Source organism: Plantactinospora sp. DSM 117369 (assembly GCF_053764795.1).
Map to the genome: position 1 here is coordinate 6,701,387 of NZ_CM132446.1, position 25,362 is coordinate 6,726,748.

Sequence of the window (25,362 nt, forward strand, 5' to 3'; positions counted from 1 at the left end):
TCATGCCGATGGGGGCCGTTCGGGTGGTCGATCGTCGCCGGCTTGGGGCTCTTCCAGCCTCCGGGCGATCTGTTCGATGGCGACGAGGTCTTCCGGGGCGAGCCGGTCGACAAAGTGGCGTCGTACCGACTCGACATGGGCCGGTGCGGCGTTGTCGAGTACGTCCAGACCTCGCGCGGTGAGTACGAGAAAGCAGCCTCTGCCGTCGGTCGGGTCGGGCGTGCGCCTCAGGAGACCACGCGCTTCCATCCGAGTGGCGTGCCGGGACAGCCGACTGCGTGACCAGCCCATCTTGTCGGCCTGTTCCCCCAGGGTGCTGGTGTGGCCGGGCCGCTCCGACAGCGTGCTCAGTACCTCGTAGTCGGACTCGGAGAGTCCGATCGCGGCCAGATCGCGCGCGGTGCCGGTCTGGACGGTGACCATCACACGCAGAAACGCGCGCCACGCCCGCTCCTCGTCGGGGCTCAACCAACGCACGGTACTGGCCGGCCGTTTCGTTGACATGTAATCAATCTAGCATCTAAGCTTCGTTTCCATGTCAACGAAACCGATCCGTGTCCTGGCGCTCATGTGCAGCACCCGCCCCGGCGCCCTCGGCCCCGTGGTCGGACAGTGGCTGATCGAGACGATCACCCCTCGTGCGGCGGAACTCGGCGTCGAGCTCGTACCGCTGGCCCTCGGCGACCTGGACTTGCCGTTCCTGGACGAAGAGGAACATCCGTCGTCGGGTGTCTACCAGCATGAGCACACACGTCGGTGGAGCGCGATCGTCGACGCGGCGGACGGGTTCATCGCGGTCACGCCGGAGTACAACTACGGGATGCCAGCGACCCTGAAGAACGCGCTGGATTACCTCAGCGGCGAATGGGCGTGGAAGCCGATCGGCTTCGTCAGCTACGGCAACACGTCGGCGGGCACCCGGTCGGTCCAGCACGCCAAGCAGGTGGTGACTACGCTGCGCCTGGTCCCGTTGGGCGCCACGGTCGCGCTCCGCATCGGTGACGCAACGGAGAATGGGCGACTGCGGCCCGACGCCACCCGCGACGCGGCGGCTGTCGGCCTGTTGGACGAACTGGTCCGGGTCGCCCAAGCCTTACGGCCGATGCGCGAACGCACACAATCCGGGACGCTGTCCGGCCCGCTGCCAGGGTCCTACGCGAGACGGCTGACCCCCGACGACGCGCCCGAGGTCACCGTACTGCAGCTGTGCTGCTGGGTTGACGAGGCCGTCGTCAACGACACCACGGCCATACCGGCCCTACATGAGTCGCCGGAGGAGGTACGCGAATGGCTGGCGACCTGGCACACCACGGGCATCTGGCTGGACGGCCGACTACTGGGCATGGTGCGGACCCGTCGCCTCGACACCGACTGGCACATCGGTCGGCTCGCCGTCGTGCCTGACCTGCGCAGCCAAGGGCTGGGCCGGTGGCTGCTGCGCACCGCCGAAGCCGCAGCCGAACCGGATTGCCGTCGCATCCTGCTGTTCACCGGCGCCAAGAGCATGCGGAACATCGACCTTTACCACAGCGAGGGGTACCAATCGACGCCACTCGCCGGCCCCGACGGAACCACCTGCCTCGCCAAGGACGTATCCCGGTAGCCAGCGCCGAACGCTGCCGGCCCAATCGAATCCGCACCGATCTGGTACGTGCTCATGCAGCGGGACGTACTCCCTGCTGCCCGGCCCTCGTCTGGCTCGTGCGGCCGTACCGCCAGCGGTGACCGGTCTTGCGATTGATCCCGACCAGCCGGCACGCGTCACTCGTACTCACACCCCGCGCCACAAGATCCAAATATGCCTGGCGCTCCGCGCGAGGCTTCTTCCGTCCCTGCGGCCGGCGGTCCCCACGGACCTCGAACACTGCAACCCCTGATCAGGTCAGGCGTTGCAACGACCCCTAGAACCCGAGCACAGGGCGACAAGAGGGGGCCGACCGGGTTCCGGAAAGAGGCCAACCCCTTCAGCAACATCGGTCCCGCTTTCTTGGGCCTCGAGCTGCCGCGGATTAGGCCATGGTCAAACACCCGCCGGACCGGGCCTCGTCCCGGCCACCCACGCACCGCACACGGCGACGCTGTGCCATCCGTTGGGAGCCCGGTGACGCGGCGATGTGACCTAGGCCACTTCCCAGCCTCTCGTCCGGTCACCGCCCAGCCGTCCGTGGCGGTCCCGAACCGGCCGGACCTGCGGACTCTCGCAGATCCGGGCCTTCTTTCGGGCCACACTCGACCCCCGGTACGCCCACCGCGCCGGCCGGCGGACCCCGCCGTGTCGGTCACTACTGTTAGCGTCCCCTACGTCGTCGATCGCGGGCGATATCTCCTGAAATCTAGCTGATTTTCCGCTACGGAGGGTATTCCTGATGGGCTGGCTACCGGTGGGAGACTCACACGAGATCTCCCTCGTGGACGGAAAGGTGACGGCTCGGTCCACCGGCCTGCGGGCTACCGGCCGCCCACTGAAGACCCTGCCGAAGGTGTTGCGCGACAACCCCGAGGTGGACCGGCTACGCCAGCTCGCCCAGTGGCTGGACCGGCACACCGCCGAATGCCTGGCCCGGATCGACGCCTGGGTGGTGTCCTCGCTGCCGGTGCCGACCGGGCTGCTGGCCCGGGTCTGGCCGGACCCGAGCTGGCAGGACGCGCTGCGCGACCTCGTGGTGCTCGGCGACGATCCGGCCGAGCCGGGCTTCCTGCGAGACGTCACCGACACCGGTGACCTGCGCATGGTCAACCTCGACGGGGAAACCGTCCGGCTCTCGCCGGCCAGCGCCACGCTGCCCCACCCGGTACGCCTGACCGACCTGACCGAGCTGCGCGAGTTCGCCGACGAACTCGACATCACCCAGCGGATCGAGCAACTGCACCGGGGCACCTGGAGCAAACCGACCGATCTGAAGGACCGCGACACCACGATCACCGACTTCCGTGGTACCGCGGTCCCCAACCGGCTGGCCGCCCGGGCCGCCACGCTCGGCTTCCGGGTCTCCGGCTCGCAGGTCACCTGCCGGGTCTGGGAGGCCGGCCGCACGGTCGAGGCCGCCATGTGGTTCGACGAGGACTACTGGGATTCCGAAGCGACCCTGGGCACCCTCTCCTGGTCGCTGGTGGACGGACCGACGCTGCGGTTGACCGAAGTCGGGCCGGTGGCGTGGTCGGAAGGAATGCGGATGGCGACGGCCCTGTCCGGCGCCGCGACGAAGACGGAGAAAGCGGCGTGACCGGAATGACGACCAGGTCGGACGAGCAGACGGCGGAGAGCCTGCTGGCCGCCGGCGCGGTACTGCCGACCGACACCGCCGGGGCCGGCGATCGGGCGGTACCGCTCACCGCCCGTACCTACCGGCACCCGGCCCTCGGCGACCGGCTGGTGGTCCGCGTCGTCGACGCCGTACTCGGGGAGGGCGAGGACCTCGCCGTCGGGTTCCTGGGCCTGGCAACGGCGGCCGAGCCTGCCGTCGTCGGGCTGGGTCCGCGCCGATCGCTGGCGTTTCCGGAGTGGGTGCTGGTACACCACCCGGCGGACGGCCGGCACGCGTTGGCGGTGGTGCCGGAGTTGCAGAAGCTGGCCAAACAGGCACGGTCGCGGCCGAAGGCCGCCCTGGACGGGCACCAGGCCATCGCCGACCGATTCGCCCGTACGCTGCCGCACTTCCTGCCGACCTTCTTCGAGCAGGCGGCGCGGCTGTTCCTCGCCGCCGGACAGGACGCCTACGCGACGCAGTTGTTGAACAAGGCGCGCAAGGCGGAGGCGCAGCACGGCCTACCCGTCGACCTGGACCGGCTGGACGAGGTCTACCTGGAGTTCGCGTCGGCCAAGGTGGTCTCCGCGACCGGCTTGGCCGGGTACGCGAAGGAACTCTCCGCCCAGTTGCCGGCCGACGAGGCGCTGGACCGGTTCTGCCGGCTGGCGCTGCGGTCCGCGGCCGCCGGCGTGGTCCCGTCCGCGCAGTCGGCCAACGCGGTGAAGCGGCTGGTCCGGGCCGCCGGTAAGGCCGGCGCCGATCGTGAGGCGGCCTACCTGACAGAGGTACTCCGGCTGCCGGTGGCCGCCCAGGCGCCGGCCGGCTGGTGGAAGGCACACCTGCCGGCGGTGAAGGCGCTGGCCGACCGCGACCCCGCGATCCGGGGCAGCCTGCTCGACCTGATGCCCACCGACCGGGACAACCTGACCAGCTGGCTGACCCTGTTGTCCGACACCGGTGCGCTCGCCGGACTCACCGACCCGGAGGTGCCGGACACGGCCCGGCCGCAGGACGGGTCCGTCGGCTGGCTGCGCCGCTTCGTGAGCCGAGCCGGCTCCGGCCACTACCGCCGCCGAGTGCCGGAGATGTACCCGCTCGTCGAGCGGATGGCCGACCGACTCCGCGCCGAACTGACCGACAACGGCGAGACCCTCGCCGCCGACGGCGACCTGGACCTGTGCGACCTGCTGCTCCTCCTCGACGTGCCGGTGGCTCCGCCGAAGGACGACTCCGTGGACCTGGCGCAGTGGGTCAAGACCGAGGGAGAGCGGGAACTGCTGGCCGTGGCCGGCGACGACCGCTTCGTCGGGGCTCTGCGCCGGAGCCTCGACCAGCTCGACGGCCAGCCACACGCCCTGCGCCGGGTGGCCGAGACGGCCGGCATCCGGCCGATGCTGACCGACTGGCTGCGGGCCCGGATCCGCCACCGGTTCAGCACCGGTCTGCCGTACCTGCCGGAGTCGGTGGACTGGCTGGGCAGGCTCCCGGTCGAGGCGGTGCGCCTGGTCTCCGACGACCTCCCCCAGCCCGGTGAACCCGGTGCGGGCGGCGACCCCGGGCAGGCCGTCCGGGTCGACCTCGCCGAGCACGTCGCCCGGAGCCTGCGTGGCGGAATCATCGACGAGTTGGGCTGGCCGGAGTGGGAGCTGGCCTGGCAGGAGGTGACCGGCGGCGACCACCGGGTCGAGTGGACCTGGCAGGAAGCCTGGCCGTACGTGATCCTGGCCGGGCCGACCACCGTACGCGTGCTCGGCGCGGAGGGCATCGTGCTCCGCCACGACCTGCGCATCCCGGCCGGCGACATGTGGGGCAAGCCCGACTACCACTACGTCGACGGCCAGCTCCTGGTCTACTGGCGCTCCAGGTCGCTCGGCTACGACCCGCGCGGCTACTGGCACTCCTCGCCCGACGAGCCACAGCCCATCCAGGACGGCCAGCGGCGCGGGCACGAGATCACCCTGCCGCTGCCCGGTGGCGGACGGACCACCGGCGACGGCGTGCTGCACGTCGGCGACACCGTGGTCCCGTCGCAGCGGCCGGTCATCACCGACGGCATTTCGCACTGGGTCCAAGACCACAGCGTGGACGACGGCGGCTACGGCTGGCGCGAGTACGACCCGGTCGGCAACACCCACGGCCGACGCAGCCTGCCCCGGTTCCTGGCCGATCTCCCGGTCGACGGTAGCCAACTCCGGAAGTCGGACAGCTGGCTGCGGCCGGCCCTGTCCGAGCGGGCCACCCCGGCTGCCGTCCCGGTGGACGGTCTACTCGGCTGGCGGGTCGTCACCCTGCCGGACGGCTCGGTACGCGGCGAGGACCTGGCCGGTCGTACCGTCACCGTGGCCCCGGGCCAGGAGCCGATCGCGGCGCTGGTGCTGCCCGGCGACGACCGACCGCGGGCCGTCCTCAAGGGTTTCGTCCTGGTCGACCCGGACGGGGTGGTGTCGGCCGCCGCCGGGCCGCCGTCCAGCCGGTCCTACGCCTCCGGCACGGTTCCGCTGCCGGGGCATTCGTTCCTCGGCAACATGCTGCCTCGGGACCCGGCCGGCTCCGCCGCCCTGCGCCGGATGGACCGGGACACCGCCGCCGCGCTGCTCAAGGTCGCGCTCGACGAACGCCGCGCTGCCCTCGCCGAAGCGGCTGCGCGAGCCGCGGCCCAGGCCGCGACCCGCGCCGGGTCGACCAGAGCCCCGCACGCCACCACCACCGGCCTTCGCACCGCCGTCCCGGCGTCCGGGGTCGGCGCACCGGTCGGCGGCTCCGGCACACCGATCGGCGGCTCCGGACCAGCCGCCACCGGCGCCACCGCCGATGAGGACGACAAGGACGCGCTGGTCGAGCTGGTCCGCTCGACGTTGCCGGCGGTCGGCCACGACGCGATGCTGGCCGGGGTGGTCGGAATGCTGCGGCTCGCCGCCCGGGTGTGCACCGACCTGGAAGCGGTGACCGAGAAGCTCAACACCTCGTTGTCCGCCCCGAAGGCGGTGCCGCCGGTGGCCACCGCGACCGGCCCCACCGACGAGCAGCTCGCGACGGTGCTGGACGGTCTCCGTGGTTCGGTCTACGGGGCGAGCGGCTCGACCCACGTCTTCACCCAGTTCCATGCGCTGGCCACCCAGCGGGCCGCCACCACCGGAAGCGAACCCGCCGTACGGCTGCACCTCGACGGACCGTCGCTGCCGAGCGCTCTGGACTGGTCGCCGCTGCTCGACGGTGTCGCGGCAGTCGCCTACCGGGCCGTCGCGGCGGTCACCCCGGACGAACACCGGGAGACGCTGCGTGCTCTGCTCACCGAGCTCGACCGGCTCGACCTGAGCGGGGCGGCCGAACCGTCCCGGTGGCGCCGGTTCACGCTGCACCTGCTGGACGAGGACCTGACCATGCCCGACGGGACGCGCCGGTACCCCGGGCCGGGCCTCCTGCCGGTGTCCGACGGGGCGTTCATCGCCGTCCTCACCTCTGGCGGCACGTCCACCGGCTACACCCTCGGTGCGCTGTACCACGATCCGGCCGGTGTCTTCGCCGTGCCCGAGCCGTACACGGTGCAGTCCTCGGCGTCGGTCGGTGACGGCCGGCCGGCCGGCTGGCTGGACGGTTTCCTGACCGAGTGGACCGCGCGCGGGCCGCTACCCTGGCGGCCGGAAGCGGCCGAGTCGTTCGCCGAGCTGACCGGCGTCACCCCGACCGCCGCGAAGCTGGTGCTGGCCGGCCTGCCGTACGCGGACTCGGCGAACACCGTGCCGGTCGAGCTGCGCAAGGCGCTCGGGGTCAAGCAGGTCGGCGAGGTCAAGCTGGCCTTCGGCATGCTGAACGAGGCCGGGCCGGAGCTGCGGCGTGCCGTGGTCTCGGCGCTGCTGCCGGACGACCCGGCCCGGTTGTGGACCGACGGCCCGGACGTGGCCGCCGCGGCGGCGGTCTGGAACACCGCCCTGGGGCGCCGGGTGGTGGTGCCCGAACAGCTACTCGCCGAGGCGGTCCGCGCGGTCCGGTCCGGCTGGGGACCCGCGAAGGCGTTGCCGGCGCTGCTCGACCCGGCCCGCTCGGCCGAGCTGAGCACCGACCTGGTCTTCCGGATCAAGGGCGACCGGGCCCGGCAGGTCGACGGCCGGGCAGTGGGCTTCACCGGTGAGGTGCTGCGCTCCACGGTCTCGCTGGCCGCCTGGGTCGCCCACCACACGCCGGCCGGCGACCCGTGCCGGGCCGCGCTGCCGGCCGCGCTGGCCGCGATCCGGGACCGGCTGGCCAACCGCGAACTGCTGCTCGACCTTGACCAGTACGTCAGGCTGTCCGGGTTCCGGCAGGTGGCGGGCACCCCGTCGGAGACCGGCCCCGGCTGGGAACGGTACGGCGCCATCGTCCTGGCCACCTACGACGACCAGCCGTCCCCGGCGTTGCGGCCGGACCTGCTCGACGCCGACGGGACGGACCCGTACCTGCCCGCGTTGCGCGGGGACGCGGCCAAGCCGTACCCGACGGAGGTGGCGCTGCGGCTGGTCCGCGACCCGCGGTTCGCGGCGCTGCTCGGCGACCCGGGTGAGCCGGTCGGCGGCGCGCGGGCGGAGGCCGGGACGTGGTGGCCGCAGGATCCGACCCGGTCGGTGCCCGACCTGGTGGCCGAGGTGGCCACGGAACACGGCCTCGGCGTCGACGCGGCGGCGGTGTACCTGATGCTGCTGGCCATGCCAGACCCCACCGACCGCAACACGGCGAAGTGGACCGGTTGGAAGCCGGCACGGTTGAAGGCGGCTCGCGCCGAGCTGGCCGGCACCGACCTGGTCGTCGCGGCCACCCGGTCCCGGGCCGGCCGGTCGCTGTTCCTGCCCGGTCGATGGCTGGAGCGTGGCAGCGGGCAGGCGCCGATCGAGGGCTGGAAGGTCGCCCTGTTCGACCTCGCACCCGACGGTACGGCCGGGCTCGGCGTGACCGTGCCGCTCGAACCGGCCGCCGAACTCTACCGGCGGGCCTGGCAACGCATCCGCGACGGTGAGCGTCCCCGCTTCGACAGCCTGCCCACCGGCCGCACCCGCCGCTGACGTCAACCCCGCAGGCGGTGCATCCGCGACGACCGACCCGGCCGTTGCGGCGCCGTCCCTGTCCCGCACGTCCCATCCGAACCACAGAGAGATCGAGGAATCCCGTGACCGTGACGGAACACGTCCGCCCCACCGCGGTGCCGGAGACCGCTGCCCAGGTCCTTTCCGCCGAACAGCGGTACGCCGACGAACTCGCCTTCCTGGCCGCGTACGACGGCGGAGCCCGGCCACCGGGCTGGGCGCTGACCCCGCGCGCCGTGGTCACCTTCGTCCAGGGCAGCGACGGCGAGGCGTTGAAGTTGCCCGCCGACCGGCGTACCGGTCCGGACGGCACCGAGCTGCCGGCCAGCATGACCATCCTGCCGAAGTTCGTCGGTGAACGGAGCCTGGTCGAGCGGTGTGTGATCACCCTCGCCGGTGAGCGAGGGCTGCTGCTGGTGGGCGAGCCCGGTACCGCCAAGTCGATGCTCTCCGAGCTGCTGGCCGCGGCGGTCTGCGGCACCAGTGCGCTGACCGTGCAGGGCACCGCCGGCACCACCGAGGACGCCTTCCGGTACGGCTGGAACTACGCCCTGCTGCTCGCCCAGGGCCCGACCCCGCAGGCGCTGGTCGACTCGCCGGTGCTGACCGCGATGCGCACCGGCCGGGTGGTCCGGATCGAGGAGGTGACCCGCTGCCTGCCCGAGGTCCAGGACGCGCTGGTGTCCATCCTGTCCGACCGGCGGATGAACGTACCGGAGCTGGTCGGCACCGGGGACGGCCTGATCCGCGCGATGCCCGGGTTCACCGTGATCGCCACCGCGAACCTGCGGGACCGGGGCGTGTCGGAGATGTCCTCGGCACTCAAGCGCCGGTTCAACTTCGAGACCATCCACCCGATCTCCGACGCGGAGACCGAGACCGACCTGGTCCGCCGGCAGGCCACCGCCGCTGTGCAGCGCGCCGGTGCGGCGTACACGGTGGACGACGCGGTGCTGGACGCGCTGGTCACCGTGTTCCGCGACCTGCGTTCCGGCCGGTCGGGCGAGAACTGGGACGTGGAGCGGCCCGGCACGGTGATGTCGACCGCCGAGGCCGTGCAGGTGGCGGTGTCGCTCGGACTGGCCGCCGCGTACCTGCCCGCCGGGGACGCGCTCGACCTGGTCCCGGGGCACCTGCTCGGCGTGGTCCGCAAGGACGACGAGAACGACCACGCCCGGCTGCTCGGCTACTGGGACGGCCCGGTGCGCCGCCGCGCCGAGGACGGCTCGGCGATGTGGCGCCGGCTCTGGGACCTGCGGGAGAGCCTGCGGTGACGACCCTCTCCAGTTCGTCCATCGGTGCGGCTGCCCCGGCCGCCGCGCCCCGGACCGTCGATCCGACGCCGGCCGACCCGCGAGCCGTGGTCGACACGCTCGCCGATTCGGTCCGGCCGTACCTGATCGGGGTGCGGCACCACAGCCCGGCCCTCGCGGCGATGGTCCCGGCCCTGCTGGACGCCGCCGGGGCGGAGGTGGTCTGCATCGAACTGCCGGCCGACTTCCAGCGCTGGCTGCCGTATCTGTCCGACCCCGCCGCCCGGGCCCCGCTGGCCCTGGTCGGCAGCCACGGCACGGACGGGCCGATGGGCTTCTACCCGTTCGCCGACTTCTCGCCGGAACTGGCCGCGATCCGCTGGGCCCGGCAGCGCGGCGTCGAGGTGGTCTGCTGCGACCTGCCGCTGACCGACCCCGGCTGGACCGCGGACGCCACCGCCCCGGCCATCGACACCGACACCGACACCGAACCGACCACCGGGTCCGAGTCGGCCGCGAGTTCCGAGCCGACCACCGGGTCGGAATCGACCGCCGGGTCCGAACCGGCCGGTGGCGATCCCGCCCCGGGCGCCGGTACGCCGGTCTCCGGTCCGCGCCGGTCCGGCTACGCCGCCGCGCTGGGCGCCAGCAGCACCGGCCGGGACGGCGACGACCTGTGGGACCGGGTGGTCGAGGTGCGTGCCCCGGGCTGCCCGCCCGAGGCGGTCCGCCGGGCGGCCCTCGGCGTCGGCTGGGCGATGCGTACCGACAGCGCCAGCGGCGACGGCGTACCGGCCCGGGACCTGGCGCGCGAGCGGCACATGCGTCGGGTGCTGGCCGAGGCCGGCTCGACCGGTCGGCGGGTCGCCGCCGTCGTCGGCGCCTTCCACGCCCCGGCGCTGCTCGCTGCCGCGTCGACCGACGTCGGCACCGATGGCCGCCCGACGCGGGCCGCCGGCACGGTCGGCGGCACCACGCCGGAGTCCACCGTGGATGACGGCGGGGATCGGACGCCCGGCCCGGTCGGCGGCGATCCGGTGGCCGCCGCCGCGCCCACCCGGACCGGCGCCGCCCCGTCCGCTCCGGTCCGGTCCGTGACGAGCCAGCCCCGGCCGGCCACCACCGACGGCGGCGACGGTACCGCGATCACCTCGTTGGTGCCGTACGCGTTCGACCTGCTCGACTCCCGTTCCGGCTACCCGGCCGGGATCCGCGACCCGCGCTGGCAGCAGTCCGTCTTCAGCGCCGGCGGCGACCCGGAACGGATCCGGGCCGCCGCCGCCCGGGCGGTCACCGACCTGTGCCGGGAACTCCGCTCGGCCGGCCACCCCGCCGGAACCGGCGAGGCCGCCGAGACGGTACGGCTGGCCGACGACCTGGCCCGGCTGCGGAACCTGCCCGCCCCCGGCCGTGGCGAGGTGCTCGAGGCGGTGACCACCGTGCTCGGCCAGGGTGAACTGCTCGGCCGCGGCCGAGCGCTGGCCACCGCGCTGGAGACCGTGCTGGTCGGTGCCGAGCGGGGCCGCATCGCCCCCGGTACGCCCCGGTCCGGGCTCGGCCCCGCGGTCGAGGCGGAACTCAGCGCGCTGCGGCTGCCCGACCCGGACAACCCGAAGTCCCGCGAGTTCCGACTGGATCCGCTGCGCACCGAGCTGGACGGGCGGCGGGAGATCCTGCTGCAACGCCTCCAGCTCTGCGGCGTCGGCTACGGCGAGCCGATCGCGGTCTCCGGCACCGGCGACGGTGCGGCCCTGACCACCCGCTGGCAGCTCGCCTGGACGCCGTCCGTGGCGGCCCGGCTGGACCTGGTCGGCGTACGCGGGGTGACCGCTGCGCTGGCCGCGGCCGGTACCCTGCGGGAACGGTTCCGCCGGGAGGCCGCCGACGGTGGCCCCACCGCCGCGCAACTGCTCACCGGGCTGCGCGACGCCGCCCGGTGCGACCTGCCCGAGATGGTCACCGACCGGCTCGAACTGGCCGCCACGGTGCTGCCGGACACGGGCACCCTGCCCGAGTTGCTGGCCGCACTGGACCTGCTGGAGGCGCTGCGCCGGGAACACCTGCCCGGCACCACCTCCGCCGGCCGGGCCCGGGCGGCCGAGCTGGCCGTCGTACTGCTGGACGCCGCGGTACGCGGGCTGCCCGGCGTGGCCGGCAGCGATGTTCCGGCCGATGCCGCCGCACTGGTCGACCTGGCGGTGCGGGCCGGCGAGGATCGGATCGGGCTGCGCCTGGACGAGGCGCTCGATCAGCTGGCCCGGACCGGTTCGTCGCTGATCCAGGGCGCCGCCCTGGCCGCCCGGGTGCTGCTCGACCTGACCGATCTGGAGACCTTGGGCACCCGGGTGGCCGGTTGGGTCGATACGGCGACCGGACCGGATACCCGACGACACCTGCGCGGGCTGCTCGGTGGGCTGCTCACCGCGGCGCACCCGCTGCTGCAGTCCGCCCCGGCCGCGCTGGACCCGTTGCTGGAGCGGATCGAGCGGCTCACCGACACCGAGTTCCTGGACCGGCTGCCGGCGCTGCGTGGCGGATTCGACGTGCTCACCCCGGCGGCCCGGGACCGACTGCTGCACACCGTCTCCGATCGGCTGGCCGACCGGCTCGACCTGACCCTGCCCGCCTCGCCCGAACTGCTCGCCCGCTGGGCCGCCGCCGACGGGGCTGGCCGGGCCGCTCTGGTCGCCCGCAACATCCCGATCCCGGGCACGCCCACCGACTCCGCCGACGCGCCGGCCGGCTCCGCAGATGCGCCGACCGGCAACGACGCCCCCGATGCGCCGACCGGCACCGACGCCCTCGATACGCCGACCGGCACCGACGCCCTCGATACGCCGACCGGCACCGACGCCCTCGATACGCCGACCGGCACCGACGCCCTCGATACGCCGACCGGCACCGAGGCCCCGGCCGGCACCGACGCCGAACCTGGCTCGGACGACACGTCGGCCGCCCAGCTCACCCCCACCCACCGCTGGCGACTGCTGCTCGGCCGTCAGTCCGACCGGTTGCCGACCGACGCCCGCCGCTACGCGCGCGCCCTCGACGAGCTGTACGGGGCGGGCCAGGGCGAGGGCGTCATCGACCTCGGCCAGGCGGCCGGCGGTGGCCAGGAAGCCTCCTTCCCGACCGCGCGCGAGTGGGCCGACGAACTCGAGGCACTGTTCGGCACCTCGGTACGTGAGGAGGTGATCGCCCGGGCAGCCGAGAACGGTCGTACCGACGTGCTCACCGAACTCGACCCGGCCGCGGTACGCCCCTCGATGGAGCTGCTGACCTCGGTGCTGTCGCTGGCCGGTGGCCTGCCCGAGGGGCACCTGGCCAAGCTACGGCCACTGGTCCGGCGGCTCGTCGACGAGCTGACCAAGCAGTTGGCCACCCAGCTGCGCCCGGCGTTGACCGGGCTGACCAACCCGCGCCCGTCCCGCCGTCCCGGCGGCCGGATCAACCTCGCCCGGACGCTGCGGGCGAACCTGGCGCACACCCAGCGGCTCGGCGACGGCCGGACGGTGGTGGTGCCGGAACGCCCGGTCTTCAACACCCGGGTCCGCAAGGAGGCCGACTGGCGGCTGGTGCTGGTGGTCGACGTGTCCGGCTCGATGGAGGCCTCCGTGGTGTGGTCGGCGTTGACCGCCGCCGTACTGGCCGGGGTGCCCACGCTCTCCACCCACTTCCTCGCCTTCTCCACCATCGTGGCCGACCTGACCGACCGGGTCGACGACCCGCTGTCACTGCTGCTGGAGGTACGCGTCGGCGGCGGTACGCACATCGCCGCCGGACTGGCCGCCGCCCGCGCACTGGTGACCGTACCGAGCCGCACCATCGTCGCGGTGGTCAGCGACTTCGAGGAGGGGTACCCGCTGGCCGGGCTGCTCGGCGAGGTGCGCACGTTGGCCAGTTCCGGCGTACACCTGCTCGGCTGTGCCGCGCTGAACGACAGCGGAGTGCCCTGCTATTCGGTACCGGTCGCCCAGCAGCTCGTCGCGGCCGGGATGCCGGTCGCCGCTCTCAGCCCGCTCGAACTCGCCCGCTGGGTGGGCGACCGCGTACGCGGAGGATCACGTTGACGCCACGCACGCCCACCACCACAGACGCCGACCGGCTGCCGCCGGTGCTGCCGAGGGTCGCCGCCGCAGCGGTGGCGGCCCTGCCACCCCGGCTGCACAAGCGGCTGGACGCCACCATCGAACGGCTGGCCGGGGTACCGGCCGACCGGATCGACGGCGGCGTGTCGGTCTACTGCGGCCCCGAGGCCCTGGTCACGCTGACGCCCGGACCGACCGGCGCGGTCACCGACCCGGAGCAGGCACGGTGTAGCTGCCTGTTGGCGCCCCGTTGCCTGCACCGGACCGCCATCCTGGTCGCTGCTCCGGTCGCCGACCCGGCCGCCCACCCCGACCCGGCGTCCCACCCCGCCGCATCGTCCATTCCGGGCGGCACCGGCGCGCCCACCGGGCGTAGGGGCCGGTCCGGGCGTACCGGGAAATCGGCTGGCCCGGACCGGGCGCCCGCCGGCCGGAGCACGGCGCCGACGAAGGCGCAACGGGCCGCCGCCACCGCGCTGTGGCGGGCCGCCGCCGCGGTGCTGGCGGCCGGCGCGCCGGCCGTCGGCGCGGTTCCCCAGGCCGAACTGCTGCGCGCCGCGCACAGTGCCCGGCTGGCCGGACTACCCAGAGCCGAGAGCGCCACGCTACGGGCGGTACGCGGCCTGCGCGCCCACCGGGAACGACAGGCCGGTCACCGGCTGGCCGAGCTGGTCGACGTGCTGCACGACCTGCTGTACGTGGCCGGCCGGCTCGCCGCCGGCGACCCCGATCCAGCGCTGGTCGGCATCCTCCGCCGGACCTACCAGCCGGACGGCACACTGGAGGTGTACGGCGTCTGCCGGGAGCCGGTGATCAGCACGACCGGGTACGCCGGAGTGGTCACCCACCTGATCGCGGCCGACGGGCGCCAACTCTCCTTCAACGACGTGAAACCGGGCGGCCCGGACCGGGCACGGGACTGCGCCCGGGCAGTCACCGAGATGGGCGCGGTCGCGGTCAACCACGCGGTGCTGGCCCGCGGCGGTCTGCGGATCACCGGCACCACCGTCTCCCCCGACGGCCGGCTCGGCGCCGGCAAGGGGGTCCGGGCCACCCCGCTCGGCGGGACCGACTGGTCCGTCGGACCGCTGGCGGAGCTGTTCGCCCGCCCGCTCGCCGAGGTGGTGACCGCCCAACTCGCCGCCGACGACCCGGAGGATCCGGCCCGGGCCGGAACGGCACTGGTCGGCTGTGACCTGATGGTGGTCGGTGCCGCCGGTGACCAGGTGCTGGCCCGCGAACTGGCCCCCGGCACCGAGGCCGGGCCGGACCGTACGCCGGTGCCGGACGGGCCGGTGATCCGGTTGGTGCCGGTCAACCCCCACCCGGTACTCGCCCACGTGGCCAACCTGCGACGGCTCGCCTCCTGGCCGGGTCTGCGGATCCGGGTGGTCGGCCGGCTGGACCCGGCCCGGCCCAGCACGTTGCACCCGCTCGCGGTCGGCCCGGTGCCCGGTGCTGTCGTCACGTTGCGGTTGCCGCCGGACTGGCACGGCCGGGCCGACCTCGGCTACGACCAGCTCCAGGGCGGCCACCTCCCGCCCCGCGACCCTACCGCGATGGCCCAGCCGGTGCTCGCCGCCGGCGTCGATGCGGTTGCGGAGTCCCCGCTGTGGCGGGTCCGCCGGCTGGTGGAACTGGCCGTCTCCGGCGGTCGGCGTGCCGTCGGCGAGGCGGCCCGCAGCGAGGGCGCCGAGCTGGCCGGTCCGCTGCGCCGGGCCGGCTTCACCACCGCCGCCACGGTGGCCGCCGCGCTCGCCCACGAGTCCGACCGGCGTGGCCGGGACGTGTTCGGCCGACTTGCCGATCCCGACCCGGACCGGTACGCCCGGGCCTGGCTCGCCGCGACCGCCCACCTCGCCGCCACCGAGCGGGCGCTGATCCGGTCCTCCTGGACCGACCCACCCGTCGGCTGAACTGTTCAGGTGCCGGGGCCGACCGAGCTCCGACACCCTCCGGATCGGTGCCATCCCGCGGCACCATGACGCCGGGCCCGTGGTGTGGAGCCACGGGCCCGTACGGTCGGTCAGGTTGCCCGGGCGGGGTACGCGGACATCTTCCAGGTGCCGCCGGGACGTGCGGTGGTGGACGAACCTGCGGTCAGGGCGTGACCGCCAGGATCTCCACCGGTACGGAGTCCATCCCGACCAGCCCGGTCGAGTCGAAGACCTCCAGCCACACCGACCAGGTGGTGGTGGTGCTTCCGCTGTCCAGCAGCACAAGCTCGGCGGTGAGGTTCGCGCAACTCTTCGGCAACACCACGTCGTTGTCGAGCGGCCCACCGGTCGGCACCGCGCTGCCCTGGCAGAGCACCTTCTTGACCCCGCCGTTGCCGTACGCGGTCCACCGGTAGCGGGTCCCGGCGATCGCCCCGTCCTCGGCGTCGGTGCCGGTGCCGGCGAACGTGATCGACTCTGGTTCGCCGGTGCTGGTCAGCTTCAGCGCCGACGCTGGCTGGACAATCGTGGCGGTCGGCCGGGCCTGCCCGGCGGGCACCGCCGCGACCATGAACACGCGCTGCGCACTGGGCCCGCCCGCCGTGAACATCACGGTGTACGTCCCCGGGGTCACGAGGTTGGCCGGCAGGCTGGTCTGGTGGCCGGTCTTCTGGAGTACCACCGTGTCACCCCGGCGGACGGTCCAGGACGTCTCCGCGTCCGGCACCGGGTTGAAGGTGTCGGGGTCGATGGAGGTGCCGACCAGACTGACCGACTGACCGGCAGCGAGCGTCAGCCCGGCCGGCGGCGAGACGATGGCCGCCTTGGTCGGGCTGTCCAGCACCGTGACGGTGACCGCCGCCGACCCGGTACGGCCCAGGCTGTCGGTGGCGCTGGCCGTGATGACGTGCGTGCCGGCGGAGAGCGAAGGCACGAACGTCATCGACCCCTCGCCCAGCTTGCCGTCGAGGTTGCTGGTCCAGGTGAGCGGGATCTCCTTGCCGAGGAAGTCGGTCGCCGTACCCCACAGGTCCACCGACTGGTGCACCCCGAACTGCTGCTTGGTCTTCGGCGTGGTGATGCTCACCGAGGGCTTCTCGACCTTGACCCCCAGCGCCTTGGCGACGGCGGACAGGGCATCGACCCGGCGCTGGCTGCCGGTCACCTTGGCACCGAGCCCGCCGACGTGGGCGGTGCTGTGGAGGATGTCGCGGACCTCGGCGGAGGTCAGGGTCGGGTCGGCGGCCCGCACCAGGGCGGCGACGCCGGCCACGAACGGCGCGGCCACGCTGGTGCCGCAGGTGCTCTTCGTCGCGTTGTTCGCCGGGTTTCCAGGATCGGCGAGGGTCCGGACGCACATCGGGCCGTAGATCTCCACCGAGGTGTCGAGATCGCTGGTGCCGAAGTTCGATCCCCCCGACACCGTCGCGTCCGTGTTCATGCCGCCCACACAGATCACCTGGGGGCTCTCGCACGGTACGTGCAGGGTGCCGGCGTCGATGTTCAGGCTGTCGTTGCCGGCGGAAGCGACGATCAGCGCCCCGGTGTCCCGGACGCGCTTCATCCGCCGGTCCGTGAAGTGGCTGGCCCACGCCTTGCCGATGTTCACCTGACGGCTGAAGCTGAGGTTGACCACGTCCGGGTGGGTCGCCTCGGCGGCCTTCTCCAACCGGCGCAGGACCGTCCAGTAGTCGATCCCGTTGCGGACGGCGACGAGTTCCTCGACCACCGGTCCGGCCGGTCCGGCGGTGCCGTAGTCGTTGTCGACCCGCCCCATCCCGGCGAGCGTCACGTCGGTGGCGTGCCATGGACAGGCAGCGCCGCCGGTGCAGTCGTTGACGTTGGGCTCGCCCCACTCCGCCCCGTGCAGCGACACCTTGGTCGGGAAGTCGGCATTGGACTTGAACCCGCCGTCGAGCACCAGGTACGTCACCTGCTTGGTCAGCTTGCCCTTGGACTGGAGTAGCTGCCAGGCCGGCGCGACCCCGATGTCCATCGCCCCGCCGGCACGCATGTACGACCAGTCGAAGACGTTCTTCGCGATGTCGGGAGCCTCGAACACCTCGCCGTCGGCGATGCCGGACGGCTCCACCAGCCAGTCGAGAACCAGCTCGGTCCCGGCCCGCCACTCGGCCGCGGCCAGCGCGAGAAGCCGCAGGGTCCGCTCGTCGCCGACCCGGTACGCCCCGGACTGACCCGGCTCGGCGGCGAGCAGGTCGGCGACCAGTCCCGCCGGGTCGGCGAGGCTGGCGTCGACCCGTACCAGATGGTCCTGACCCTGCTCGTCCGGCGCGAACGAGTCGAGCACCTGCCCGTCCCAGCGGGCCAGGAAGGCATCCAACGCCGCCTGGTCGGCCACCCGCACCATCACCTCGTCGAGTACCAGGCCGGCCGGCGCGCCGTCTGGTCCGGCCACTACCCCGATCTCCCGGTTGGTGCCAAGCCGACCGACCGGGTCGAGCGGCAGCCGCGGCGCGGACAGCCGCTGGTCGACCCGGAAGGCCAGCGGTTCCTCGCGGGCCGTGCTGGCCGGGCTGCCGGGTACCGTCGCCGCGGCGGCAGCGTCCGCTGTGGTGTTGGCGACGAGCCCACCGGCGAGCACCGCCACCACGGCGGCGGCCAGCAGCCGGCGCGGGCCGGCAACCGGATGGCGGGCGGAACGTGTCACAGTCATGGGCGTCTCCTCGATCCCGTCGGTGCGGTGACACCGGTAGGAGCCCGAGCGGGTCGGTATGCCAACAGAAAGACCCCAGGAAATTTTTTCTTCGGTCTACTGGACCGGTCGACGAGCGGTGGAGCACTGATGGATAGGGCGGAACCGGACGACCGGACACTGGTCGAGGCGATGCGTCGAGGCGACCGGGCCGGTCTGGAAGGGCTGTACCGGCGGTACGCCGACCGGCTCTACACGTACGCCCGGGCGATGCTGCGTGAGCAGGAGGCGGCGGCGGACGCGCTGCACGACGCGTTCCTCGTCGCCGGCCAGCGCATCGACCAGCTCCGCGATCCCGACCGGCTGCGCCCCTGGCTCTACGCGATCGTGCGCACCGAATGCCTCCGGCAACTGCGGGAACGGTCCCGCTCCTCGCCGCTGGACGAGGCCGACGAGCCGGTGGCCGACACCGCCGACCCGGGTACCGGCGTCAACGCCGACCAGGTGCGCGACCTCGTACACCTCGCGACCGCCGCCCTCAACCCCGGCGACCGCGAGGTGGTCCACCTGGCGATCCGGCACGACCTGTCCGCCGTCGACATCGGCGCGGCGCTCGGAGTGCCCACCAACCACGCACACGCGCGGCTGTCCCGGGCCCGGTCACAACTCGAACGGGCGCTCGGCGCGCTGCTCGTCGCCCGCAGCGGCGCCCGGGACTGCCCGGCGCTGGCCGACCTGCTGGACGGCTGGCAGGGCCGGCTCACCCCGACCCTGCGCAAGCGGGTCTCCCGGCACATCGACGGCTGCGCCAGTTGTGGTCTGCTCCGACGCGAACAGCTCAACCCGGCGGCACTGCTGTCCGCGTACACGGCGCCTGCGTTCCTCGCCGTCGCCGGCCCGGTGTGGTCGAGACTGGCCAAGACCGGCGCCCCGGCGGACACCGACGGTGGTTCGGCAGACGAGGTCGACGATCCAGCGGACGCGACCGATGTCCCAGCCGGCCCGCCGGACGGAGCCGGCCACGCGGCCGGCGACGACGCGACCGGCGGCCAGGCCGGACTCGAGCCGTCTCCCGCCGCGCCGCCAGCCGGACCCACCAACCCGGCGGACGACGGGACAGCGCTCGAACCGGGCCCAGGATCTGGGCAGCAGCCGAGCCAGGAATCCGGCGACGAACCGGGCAAGGAACCCCTAGATGCGCCGGGCGAGGCGTCCGGGGACGGGGCGAAAGCCGGGGCAGCGCAGGGGGCGAGCGCGAGGTCCGGCGATGGGCCCATCCCAGCATTGGCCGACGGACCGACTGCGCGGCCGGCGAGCGGCGCGGCGGCGCCGACAGCCGCGGCCCATCCCGTCCGTCCGACCTCCGACGTGGCGAGCCGTGGCCGGCGTCGACGGCGGTTGGCCGCGACCGCCGGTCTGCTGGTAGTCCTCGCCGTGGGAGTCTGGGCGTTCGGGCCTGACCGACCAACCGCCGGAGAGGCGGCGGCGACCTCCGGCGTACCGGTCGAGAGGTCCGGTCCCCCGGCCGGCGGGCCGTCGCTGCCGGCGGTCACCACCCCCGCCGCCGGTCCGGTAGCCCGACCGACGTCGATGCCCGGCCCGGTCGGCGCCGACGGCCCGTCCGTCACCCCGGGCACGCCAGGCACCGCGGCTGGGCGCACCGGCCCGGCCGCCGGTTCGGCCGAGTCACCCGCACCGCCCAGGTCGCCGGCCGCGCCGGAACCGGCCGCGTCCCGGCCGACGGCACCCCGGCCAACCGCGCCACGGCCGACCGCCGGGCCGCAGTTGGCCATCGCGTTCACGGTTACGGCGAGCGCGCACGTCCGGTGTGGTCAGGACACGTACAGCCTGGTCGTACAGGCCACCGCCGGTGCCGCGATCGGGGCCGCACAGGTGCGCTGGACGCCAGCCGGGGCCGCCACGTCCAGTCAGGCCATGACCGTGGACGGATCCGCCGCCCGGGGGACCGTGGGACGGTTGCGCGCGTCGACGCTGACCTGGACGGTACGGGCGACGGCCAGCGACGGCCGTACCGGAGAGAGCCCGACGTACCGGCTCACCAACCCGTGCGTACGGCCGGGCTAGCGAGTCGGTTCATTCCTGAGCCGGTGTAAAGGGCGGCGAACTCTTCTGCGAGCAGGGATTCCTCGAACGACTCGACGCCACCCACGACGGGCGGTCCTCGTCGGTAGGACAGACCGATGCAACTGATGACGAACTTGGTTGCGAATCCCTGTAAGGGGTTTTGGGGTGAGACTCAAACTTCATAGAAGAAGGCCGAAGCCCTGACCAACTTTTAGCTGGTCAGGGCTTCGACGTAGGCCGGCAGGCCCGCGCAACGCTGCCAGCCATTGCGATCGCGGCGTGAACGCCAAGACTTCGCGGGTCGCTGTCCCCGCCACCGAGTAGGCGGCCCCGCCCGGAGGGGTGGTGGGCTGCTACCAGCGTTGGGGTGGGTAGCCCGAGTCGGGACGCCCGTTTCACGTAACCAGCCTCCGGCGGAGGCGCGCCGTGCCTGTCATCCGAAATCCTTACGCCCGGGCGATCGGGAACCGGACGCCGGTAGGGATCAGCACAGCGGCTGGTGCGGGGCTTGTCGTCGGCGCGGCGCTGCTGGCGGCGGCACTGTTTCCGGTGTCGGAACCGCCCGGCAGGTTGCTGGTGGTGGCGGTCCCGCGCAGCTCGTCGGCTCTGCTGACGGATCTGCCGCCCCTGCTGCCCTCCTGGGGACCGCCGCGGTGACCAGCCAGGGCCTTGCGCAGCCCTCGCTCGTCTGTCGGACCGGGCGCGAACTGCGTGCTTCGCTTGGGACGGCCTCCTGTGTGAGGGGTCGCGAGTGCCACCACCGGGGTCTAGGAAGGCGCGGCGAGTCGGGTCTGCAGGCCGTCGAGGATCGTCTGAAGTCCGAACTCGAGATCCTGGGCGGGGTTCAGTGCCGGGTCGTCGCTGGTCCACGCCGTGGCGTGGGCGCGTAGTCGGGGGAACTGCATCGCGGTTTCGGTGGCCTGCGTGATCAGGTCCTGGATCTGGTCTTCTTGGCCGGTGCGGCGTAGCCGGTTCTGCCATGCGGTTTCGGCGGCCGTGCCGAGGGCGGTGCCGAGGACGAACGTGACGACGACGCCGGCGGCTTGCGCCGCGTCCGGACCGGTGAACCCGGCCGCCTCGTAGACCCCGAGTAGGTGGTCGTCGTGTCGCGCCTTGCCGGGGCCGTGCAGGAGATGGGTACTCATGGCCGGCACCAGCCACGGGTGTCGGATGATCATGGCGTACAGGCCCTGGGCCATGGTGGTGGCCGCGTCGCGCCATGGGACCGTGTCCAGGTCGGGTAGGTCGATCTCGTCCCAGACCGCGTCGCTGGCGAGTACGACGAGGTTTTCCTTGCTGGTGACGTGCCAGTAGACGGCTGTGGCGGCGGAGCCGAGCCGCTGGCCGAGCTGCCGCATGCTCAGGCCCTCGATCCCCTCGGTGTCCATCAGCTCGATCGCGGCCCGGACGATCTGTTCCCGGCTCAACGTGTCACGCGGCATCCACCCAGGATAAATGGGCTCTTGCACAGCCTTCGAGACCAGACTTGCACACTGTTCAAGTAGCTCGTAGGCTCGACTTGAACGGTGTGCAAGTCTGGTGGAGGGGATTGTGTCGTGGCGCCACCTGTCGTCATCGCCGCATCGGTACTGCAGTACCTGATCGCGGCGACCTTCGTGGTCATCACTGTCATCGCCTATCGCTACGGCACCGATGCCCAGCGGGCTGCTCAGGCCGAGGTGGCGAGGCAGGGTTTCCCCGTCGAGGTTCTGGCCCGGCATCGGGTCAAGTTTTCCGAGAGCGCGGTCGACGCTCTGTTCCCGCTCGGGATCGCCGTATGTCTCACGGTGTTGGGCACGCTCAACCTCGCCGGAAGTGACGTCGGCCGGATCCTGACCTGGATCCTCCAGCCGATCCTGCTCGTCGGAGGCGGCCTTACCACCGCCGCGCAGGTGTTTCCGGTCCGCTACGTCGCGCCCGCTTTCGCCAAGTCGGGTGACGCGGCGCGGGGCATCGACGTTCAGGCGTTCATCGGGGCGGCTCAGCGGGCCTTCCCGAGGCTGCTCCGCCCGCTTGTGATCACGCGGTTCGCGTTGGTGACCGCCGGCTCGGCGCTGGTGATCATCCTGCTGGCGGTTCCGTCGGCGAGCGCCTGGTTCCGGTAGGGGTCCCTACGGTTCGGCGGGCCAGTTGAGTAGGCGGGCGCCGAGGACGGCGGCTTGCAGGGTGAAGCGTTGGGTGGGGTCGTCGGGGTCGTACCCGGTGAGGTGGCGGACCCGGTCGAGCCGGTAGGCGACGGTGCGGGCGCTGATGTGTAGTTGCCGGGCGGTGGCGGTGGTGTTGCCGTGGCAGGCGAAGAAGGCGGTGAGGGTGTCAAGGATCGGGGTGGCGCCGCCCCGGGCTTCGGTCAGTGGCGCGAGGACGGTGTGGACGAGGTCGGTGATGGCGGCGCGGTCGCGGAGCAGGACGGGGAAGACGAGCAGATCGGCAGCGCGTAGGACGGGGGCGGTGAGGCCGAGCCGGTCGGCGAGTTGCAGGGTGTCGCGGGCTTCTTCGTAGGACTGTTGGACGCCGCCGGGTCCGGGGTGGGGGCGGCCGACACCGATCTGCCACCGGTTGTCGGTGCCGAGGGCGGTGAGGAGGTGGTGGGCGACTTCGCCGGTGGTGCCGCGGAGTGCGCCCGGGGTGATGCAGATCAACAGACCGTCGTGGGTGGTGGTCAGGATGTTCCGGCTGCCGAACCGGGCGGCGAGCCCGGCCTCGACATGCTCGACCACGGGGTCGGTGAACGGCGTGTCGGCGCGGGTGACCGTGACCTGGTGCCGGCCGGCGAGTTGGACACCGAAGCGGTGGGCGCGTTCGGCGAGTCGGCCGGGGTGGCCGTGGCCGTAGAGCAGGTCGTCGATGAGTTCGCGGCGGGCGGTGTGGTCGCGGCGGGCGGCGTGTAGCTGTGAGCGTTCGTGTCCCTCCGCGGCGGCGTCGAGCAGGCGCCGCGCCGCGCTCCATACCATAACGGCCGCGGCGCGGGCTGCGCTGGGGGTTGGGGCGTCGGCGAGGCCGGGCAGGGTGGGCAGTATCGCCTCGGTAGCGTGCAGGTAGGCGGCGGTGAGGGCGCGCAGGGTGATGTTGAGGTCGGCGGCCCGCTCGCCCTGGCGGCGGCACGCGTCGAGGTCGGTGCGTTGCGGACGCCGGCCGGTCGCCGCTGCGGCGGCGATGGCGTCGAGGTAGCCGTGGAGCAGGTCGGCCGGCACGTTGGAGGTGGTGTCAGCCAACGGGCTGGACGGCTCGTCGCTCACAGTGGGCTCCACGGCGAGAACTGTATGGTCACGGACGGTTTTCCTTTGCCCGGTGCCGCCGTGTAACCGGCGGCACCGGACGAGACGTCAGACGGCGAGATCGCGTCGTTCGAACGCCGCGGCGGCCACGCCGACGAGGACGGCGATGATGCCGGCCAGGACGAGGAGGTAGCCGGCGTGGAAGCCGGTGTGGAGCGGGTCGGCGCCGAGGTAGTAGTGGAACGGTGACAGCCAGCGCAGCGGACGGATGGCGTCGAACTGGTTGCCGAGGGTGTGCAGCAGGTACGCGGCCAGGGCGACGCTGCCGGTGGTGGCCAGTACGACGGGACGTCGTCCGACGAACGCGCTGACGGTCAGGGCGAGGGTGCCGAAGCAGAGCCCGACCAGCAGCAGGCCGAGGGAGGCGGCGCTGATCCTGCTCGCGCCGACGTTCATGTCCAACGCGGCGGCGAGGGCGAGGACGAGCAGCCAGGCGGTCGCGCCGACAGCGACCACGGCGGCGGTGAGGGCGGCGAAGCGTTGCAGGACGAACTGGCGGCGGCTGATCGGGTTGGCCAGCAGCAGGTCGAGCACACCGGCATCCTCCGGTCCGGCGATCGCGCGGGTCCCGAACACGGTCGCGGCCATGATCAGCAGTAGTGGTACGAACACGGTGTAGATGACGGCCTGCAGGTAGCCGGCGCCGCTGGAGAGGTCCTGGAACCCCAGCGCGGTCTGCATCCCCTGCGGAATGCGTTCGGCAGCGGACTCGGCGGCCTCCGGATCGCCTTTGAACTGAGACCAGGAGGAAACGTAGATGGTGACGAAGACACCGACGCCGATCATCCAGCCGGCGACCGCGCGCCGGTAGTCGCGCAGGGATTTGCGGATCAGGCTGGGGATCACGACGTCGTCACCTCGGACTGGTGGTAGTAGCTGAGGAAGGTCTCCTCCAGGTCGGGTTCGGCGCTGATCAGGTCGACGACGGTGTGTCGGCCGAGTGCCTTGATCAGCGGGTCGAGTTGCCCGTCGACGGTGCAGCGCAGGACCGGTCCTTCGACGCTCACGTCCGTGACGCCCGGCAGGCCGGTGAAGTCGGCCACCGCAGGCGGCTCGGCGAAGTGCACCTCGACCTGGCGGACGGCCCGTTTGCCCAGCGATTCGACTCGTTCGACGGCGACCAGCCGGCCGGCGCGGACGATACCGACCCGGTCGGCCGCGGTCTGCACCTCGGCGAGTACGTGTGAGGACATGAACACGGTCTGCCCGTTCGCGCGGGCCTCGCGGACCATCTCCAGGAACTCCTGCTGCATCAGCGGGTCCAGGCCGGTGGTCGGTTCGTCGAGGACCAGCAGCTCCGGCTCGTGCATGAACGCCTGCACCAGGCCGACCTTCTGTTTGTTGCCCTTCGACAGGCCACGGATCCTGCGGGACAGGTCCAGTTCCAACCGCTCCGCCAGCTCGCCGATGCGCCGGGCGGAGACGCCGCCACGGGCGTCGCCGAAGAATCGCAGCAGCTCGGCCACCCGTTCCCGTCCCTCGAACGACAGCTCACCGGGGAGGTAACCGATCCGGCGGCGGTTGTCGACGCCGTGCCGGGGAACGGCACCGAGCACCGTGGCGGTGCCCCGGGTGGGACGGATGAAGTCCAGCAGCAGCCTGATCGTGGTCGTCTTCCCGGCCCCGTTCGGACCGAGATAGCCGAACACCTCACCCGGCTGGACCCGCAGATCGAGATCTTCCAACCCGCGGCGACCGCCGTAAAACTTCGTCAAACCCTGGGTCTCGATCACCGATGTCATGACGCACCTCCTCCCCCGGCTGGCACG

At 72.8% G+C, this 25,362-nt stretch carries 15 protein-coding genes; 8 read left to right on the forward strand and 7 right to left on the reverse strand.

The window, feature by feature from the left end; genetic code table 11:
- Positions 1-504, reverse strand: coding sequence for a MarR family winged helix-turn-helix transcriptional regulator (locus tag ACSMXO_RS28540; RefSeq protein ID WP_455414564.1), 504 nt, complete (start codon positions 502-504; stop codon positions 1-3).
- 31 nt (positions 505-535) lie between these two features.
- Here ACSMXO_RS28540 and ACSMXO_RS28545 point away from each other — a divergent pair, with 31 nt between their 5' ends.
- Positions 536-1,603 (forward strand): GNAT family N-acetyltransferase, encoded by a 1,068-nt coding sequence (locus tag ACSMXO_RS28545; protein WP_455414565.1) that lies wholly within the window; start codon positions 536-538, stop codon positions 1,601-1,603.
- A 52-nt stretch (positions 1,604-1,655) separates the two neighbouring features.
- Here ACSMXO_RS28545 and ACSMXO_RS28550 read toward each other — a convergent pair whose 3' ends face one another.
- Positions 1,656-1,865 carry a helix-turn-helix domain-containing protein gene (locus ACSMXO_RS28550; protein WP_455414566.1) on the reverse strand — a complete coding sequence of 70 codons (210 nt, stop codon included), beginning with the start codon at positions 1,863-1,865 and terminating at the stop codon, positions 1,656-1,658.
- Between the two features lie 555 nt (positions 1,866-2,420).
- Here ACSMXO_RS28550 and ACSMXO_RS28555 point away from each other — a divergent pair.
- From ACSMXO_RS28555 to ACSMXO_RS28575, 5 genes are all read left to right on the forward strand, one after another.
- Positions 2,421-3,224 (forward strand): DUF4132 domain-containing protein, encoded by an 804-nt coding sequence (locus ACSMXO_RS28555; protein WP_346258511.1) that lies wholly within the window; start codon positions 2,421-2,423, stop codon positions 3,222-3,224.
- Complete coding sequence (locus ACSMXO_RS28560) at positions 3,221-8,281, forward strand: hypothetical protein (protein WP_455414567.1); 5,061 nt, start codon at positions 3,221-3,223, stop codon at positions 8,279-8,281. The genes ACSMXO_RS28555 and ACSMXO_RS28560 overlap by 4 nt, the downstream gene beginning before the upstream one ends.
- 104 nt (positions 8,282-8,385) lie before the next feature.
- Positions 8,386-9,576 carry an ATP-binding protein gene (locus ACSMXO_RS28565; protein ID WP_455414568.1) on the forward strand — a complete coding sequence of 397 codons (1,191 nt, stop codon included), beginning with the start codon at positions 8,386-8,388 and terminating at the stop codon, positions 9,574-9,576.
- Positions 9,573-13,625 carry a DUF5682 family protein gene (locus ACSMXO_RS28570; RefSeq protein WP_455414569.1) on the forward strand — a complete coding sequence of 1,351 codons (4,053 nt, stop codon included), beginning with the start codon at positions 9,573-9,575 and terminating at the stop codon, positions 13,623-13,625. Before ACSMXO_RS28565 ends, ACSMXO_RS28570 begins: the two co-directional genes overlap by 4 nt.
- Positions 13,622-15,559 (forward strand): hypothetical protein, encoded by a 1,938-nt coding sequence (locus ACSMXO_RS28575; protein ID WP_455414570.1) that lies wholly within the window; start codon positions 13,622-13,624, stop codon positions 15,557-15,559. The genes ACSMXO_RS28570 and ACSMXO_RS28575 overlap by 4 nt, the downstream gene beginning before the upstream one ends.
- 184 nt (positions 15,560-15,743) lie before the next feature.
- On the opposite strand, the gene ACSMXO_RS28580 is transcribed toward ACSMXO_RS28575, so the two are convergent.
- Positions 15,744-18,254 (reverse strand): S8 family serine peptidase, encoded by a 2,511-nt coding sequence (locus tag ACSMXO_RS28580; RefSeq protein WP_455414571.1) that lies wholly within the window; start codon positions 18,252-18,254, stop codon positions 15,744-15,746.
- 129 nt (positions 18,255-18,383) lie between these two features.
- Here ACSMXO_RS28580 and ACSMXO_RS28585 point away from each other — a divergent pair, with 129 nt between their 5' ends.
- Positions 18,384-20,318 carry a sigma-70 family RNA polymerase sigma factor gene (locus tag ACSMXO_RS28585; protein WP_455414572.1) on the forward strand — a complete coding sequence of 645 codons (1,935 nt, stop codon included), beginning with the start codon at positions 18,384-18,386 and terminating at the stop codon, positions 20,316-20,318.
- 767 nt (positions 20,319-21,085) lie between these two features.
- On the opposite strand, the gene ACSMXO_RS28590 is transcribed toward ACSMXO_RS28585, so the two are convergent.
- The gene (locus ACSMXO_RS28590; protein WP_455414573.1) at positions 21,086-21,760 is read right to left on the reverse strand and encodes a TetR/AcrR family transcriptional regulator; all 675 of its coding nucleotides are present in this window, start codon (positions 21,758-21,760) and stop codon (positions 21,086-21,088) included.
- A 114-nt stretch (positions 21,761-21,874) separates the two neighbouring features.
- Here ACSMXO_RS28590 and ACSMXO_RS28595 point away from each other — a divergent pair, with 114 nt between their 5' ends.
- On the forward strand, positions 21,875-22,423 hold the full coding sequence (locus tag ACSMXO_RS28595) for a hypothetical protein (RefSeq protein ID WP_455414574.1): 549 nt from the start codon (positions 21,875-21,877) through the stop codon (positions 22,421-22,423).
- Positions 22,424-22,429: 6 nt separating this feature from the next.
- Here the strand turns inward: ACSMXO_RS28595 and ACSMXO_RS28600 are convergent, their stop codons facing one another.
- The 3 genes from ACSMXO_RS28600 to ACSMXO_RS28610 form a co-directional block, all read right to left on the reverse strand.
- Positions 22,430-23,566, reverse strand: a complete 1,137-nt coding sequence (locus ACSMXO_RS28600) for a PucR family transcriptional regulator (protein ID WP_455414575.1) — start codon at positions 23,564-23,566, stop codon at positions 22,430-22,432.
- Between the two features lie 75 nt (positions 23,567-23,641).
- Positions 23,642-24,439 carry an ABC transporter permease subunit gene (locus tag ACSMXO_RS28605; protein WP_455414576.1) on the reverse strand — a complete coding sequence of 266 codons (798 nt, stop codon included), beginning with the start codon at positions 24,437-24,439 and terminating at the stop codon, positions 23,642-23,644.
- Positions 24,436-25,335, reverse strand: coding sequence for an ABC transporter ATP-binding protein (locus ACSMXO_RS28610; RefSeq protein WP_346263656.1), 900 nt, complete (start codon positions 25,333-25,335; stop codon positions 24,436-24,438). Before ACSMXO_RS28610 ends, ACSMXO_RS28605 begins: the two co-directional genes overlap by 4 nt.
- Positions 25,336-25,362 lie beyond the last annotated feature (27 nt).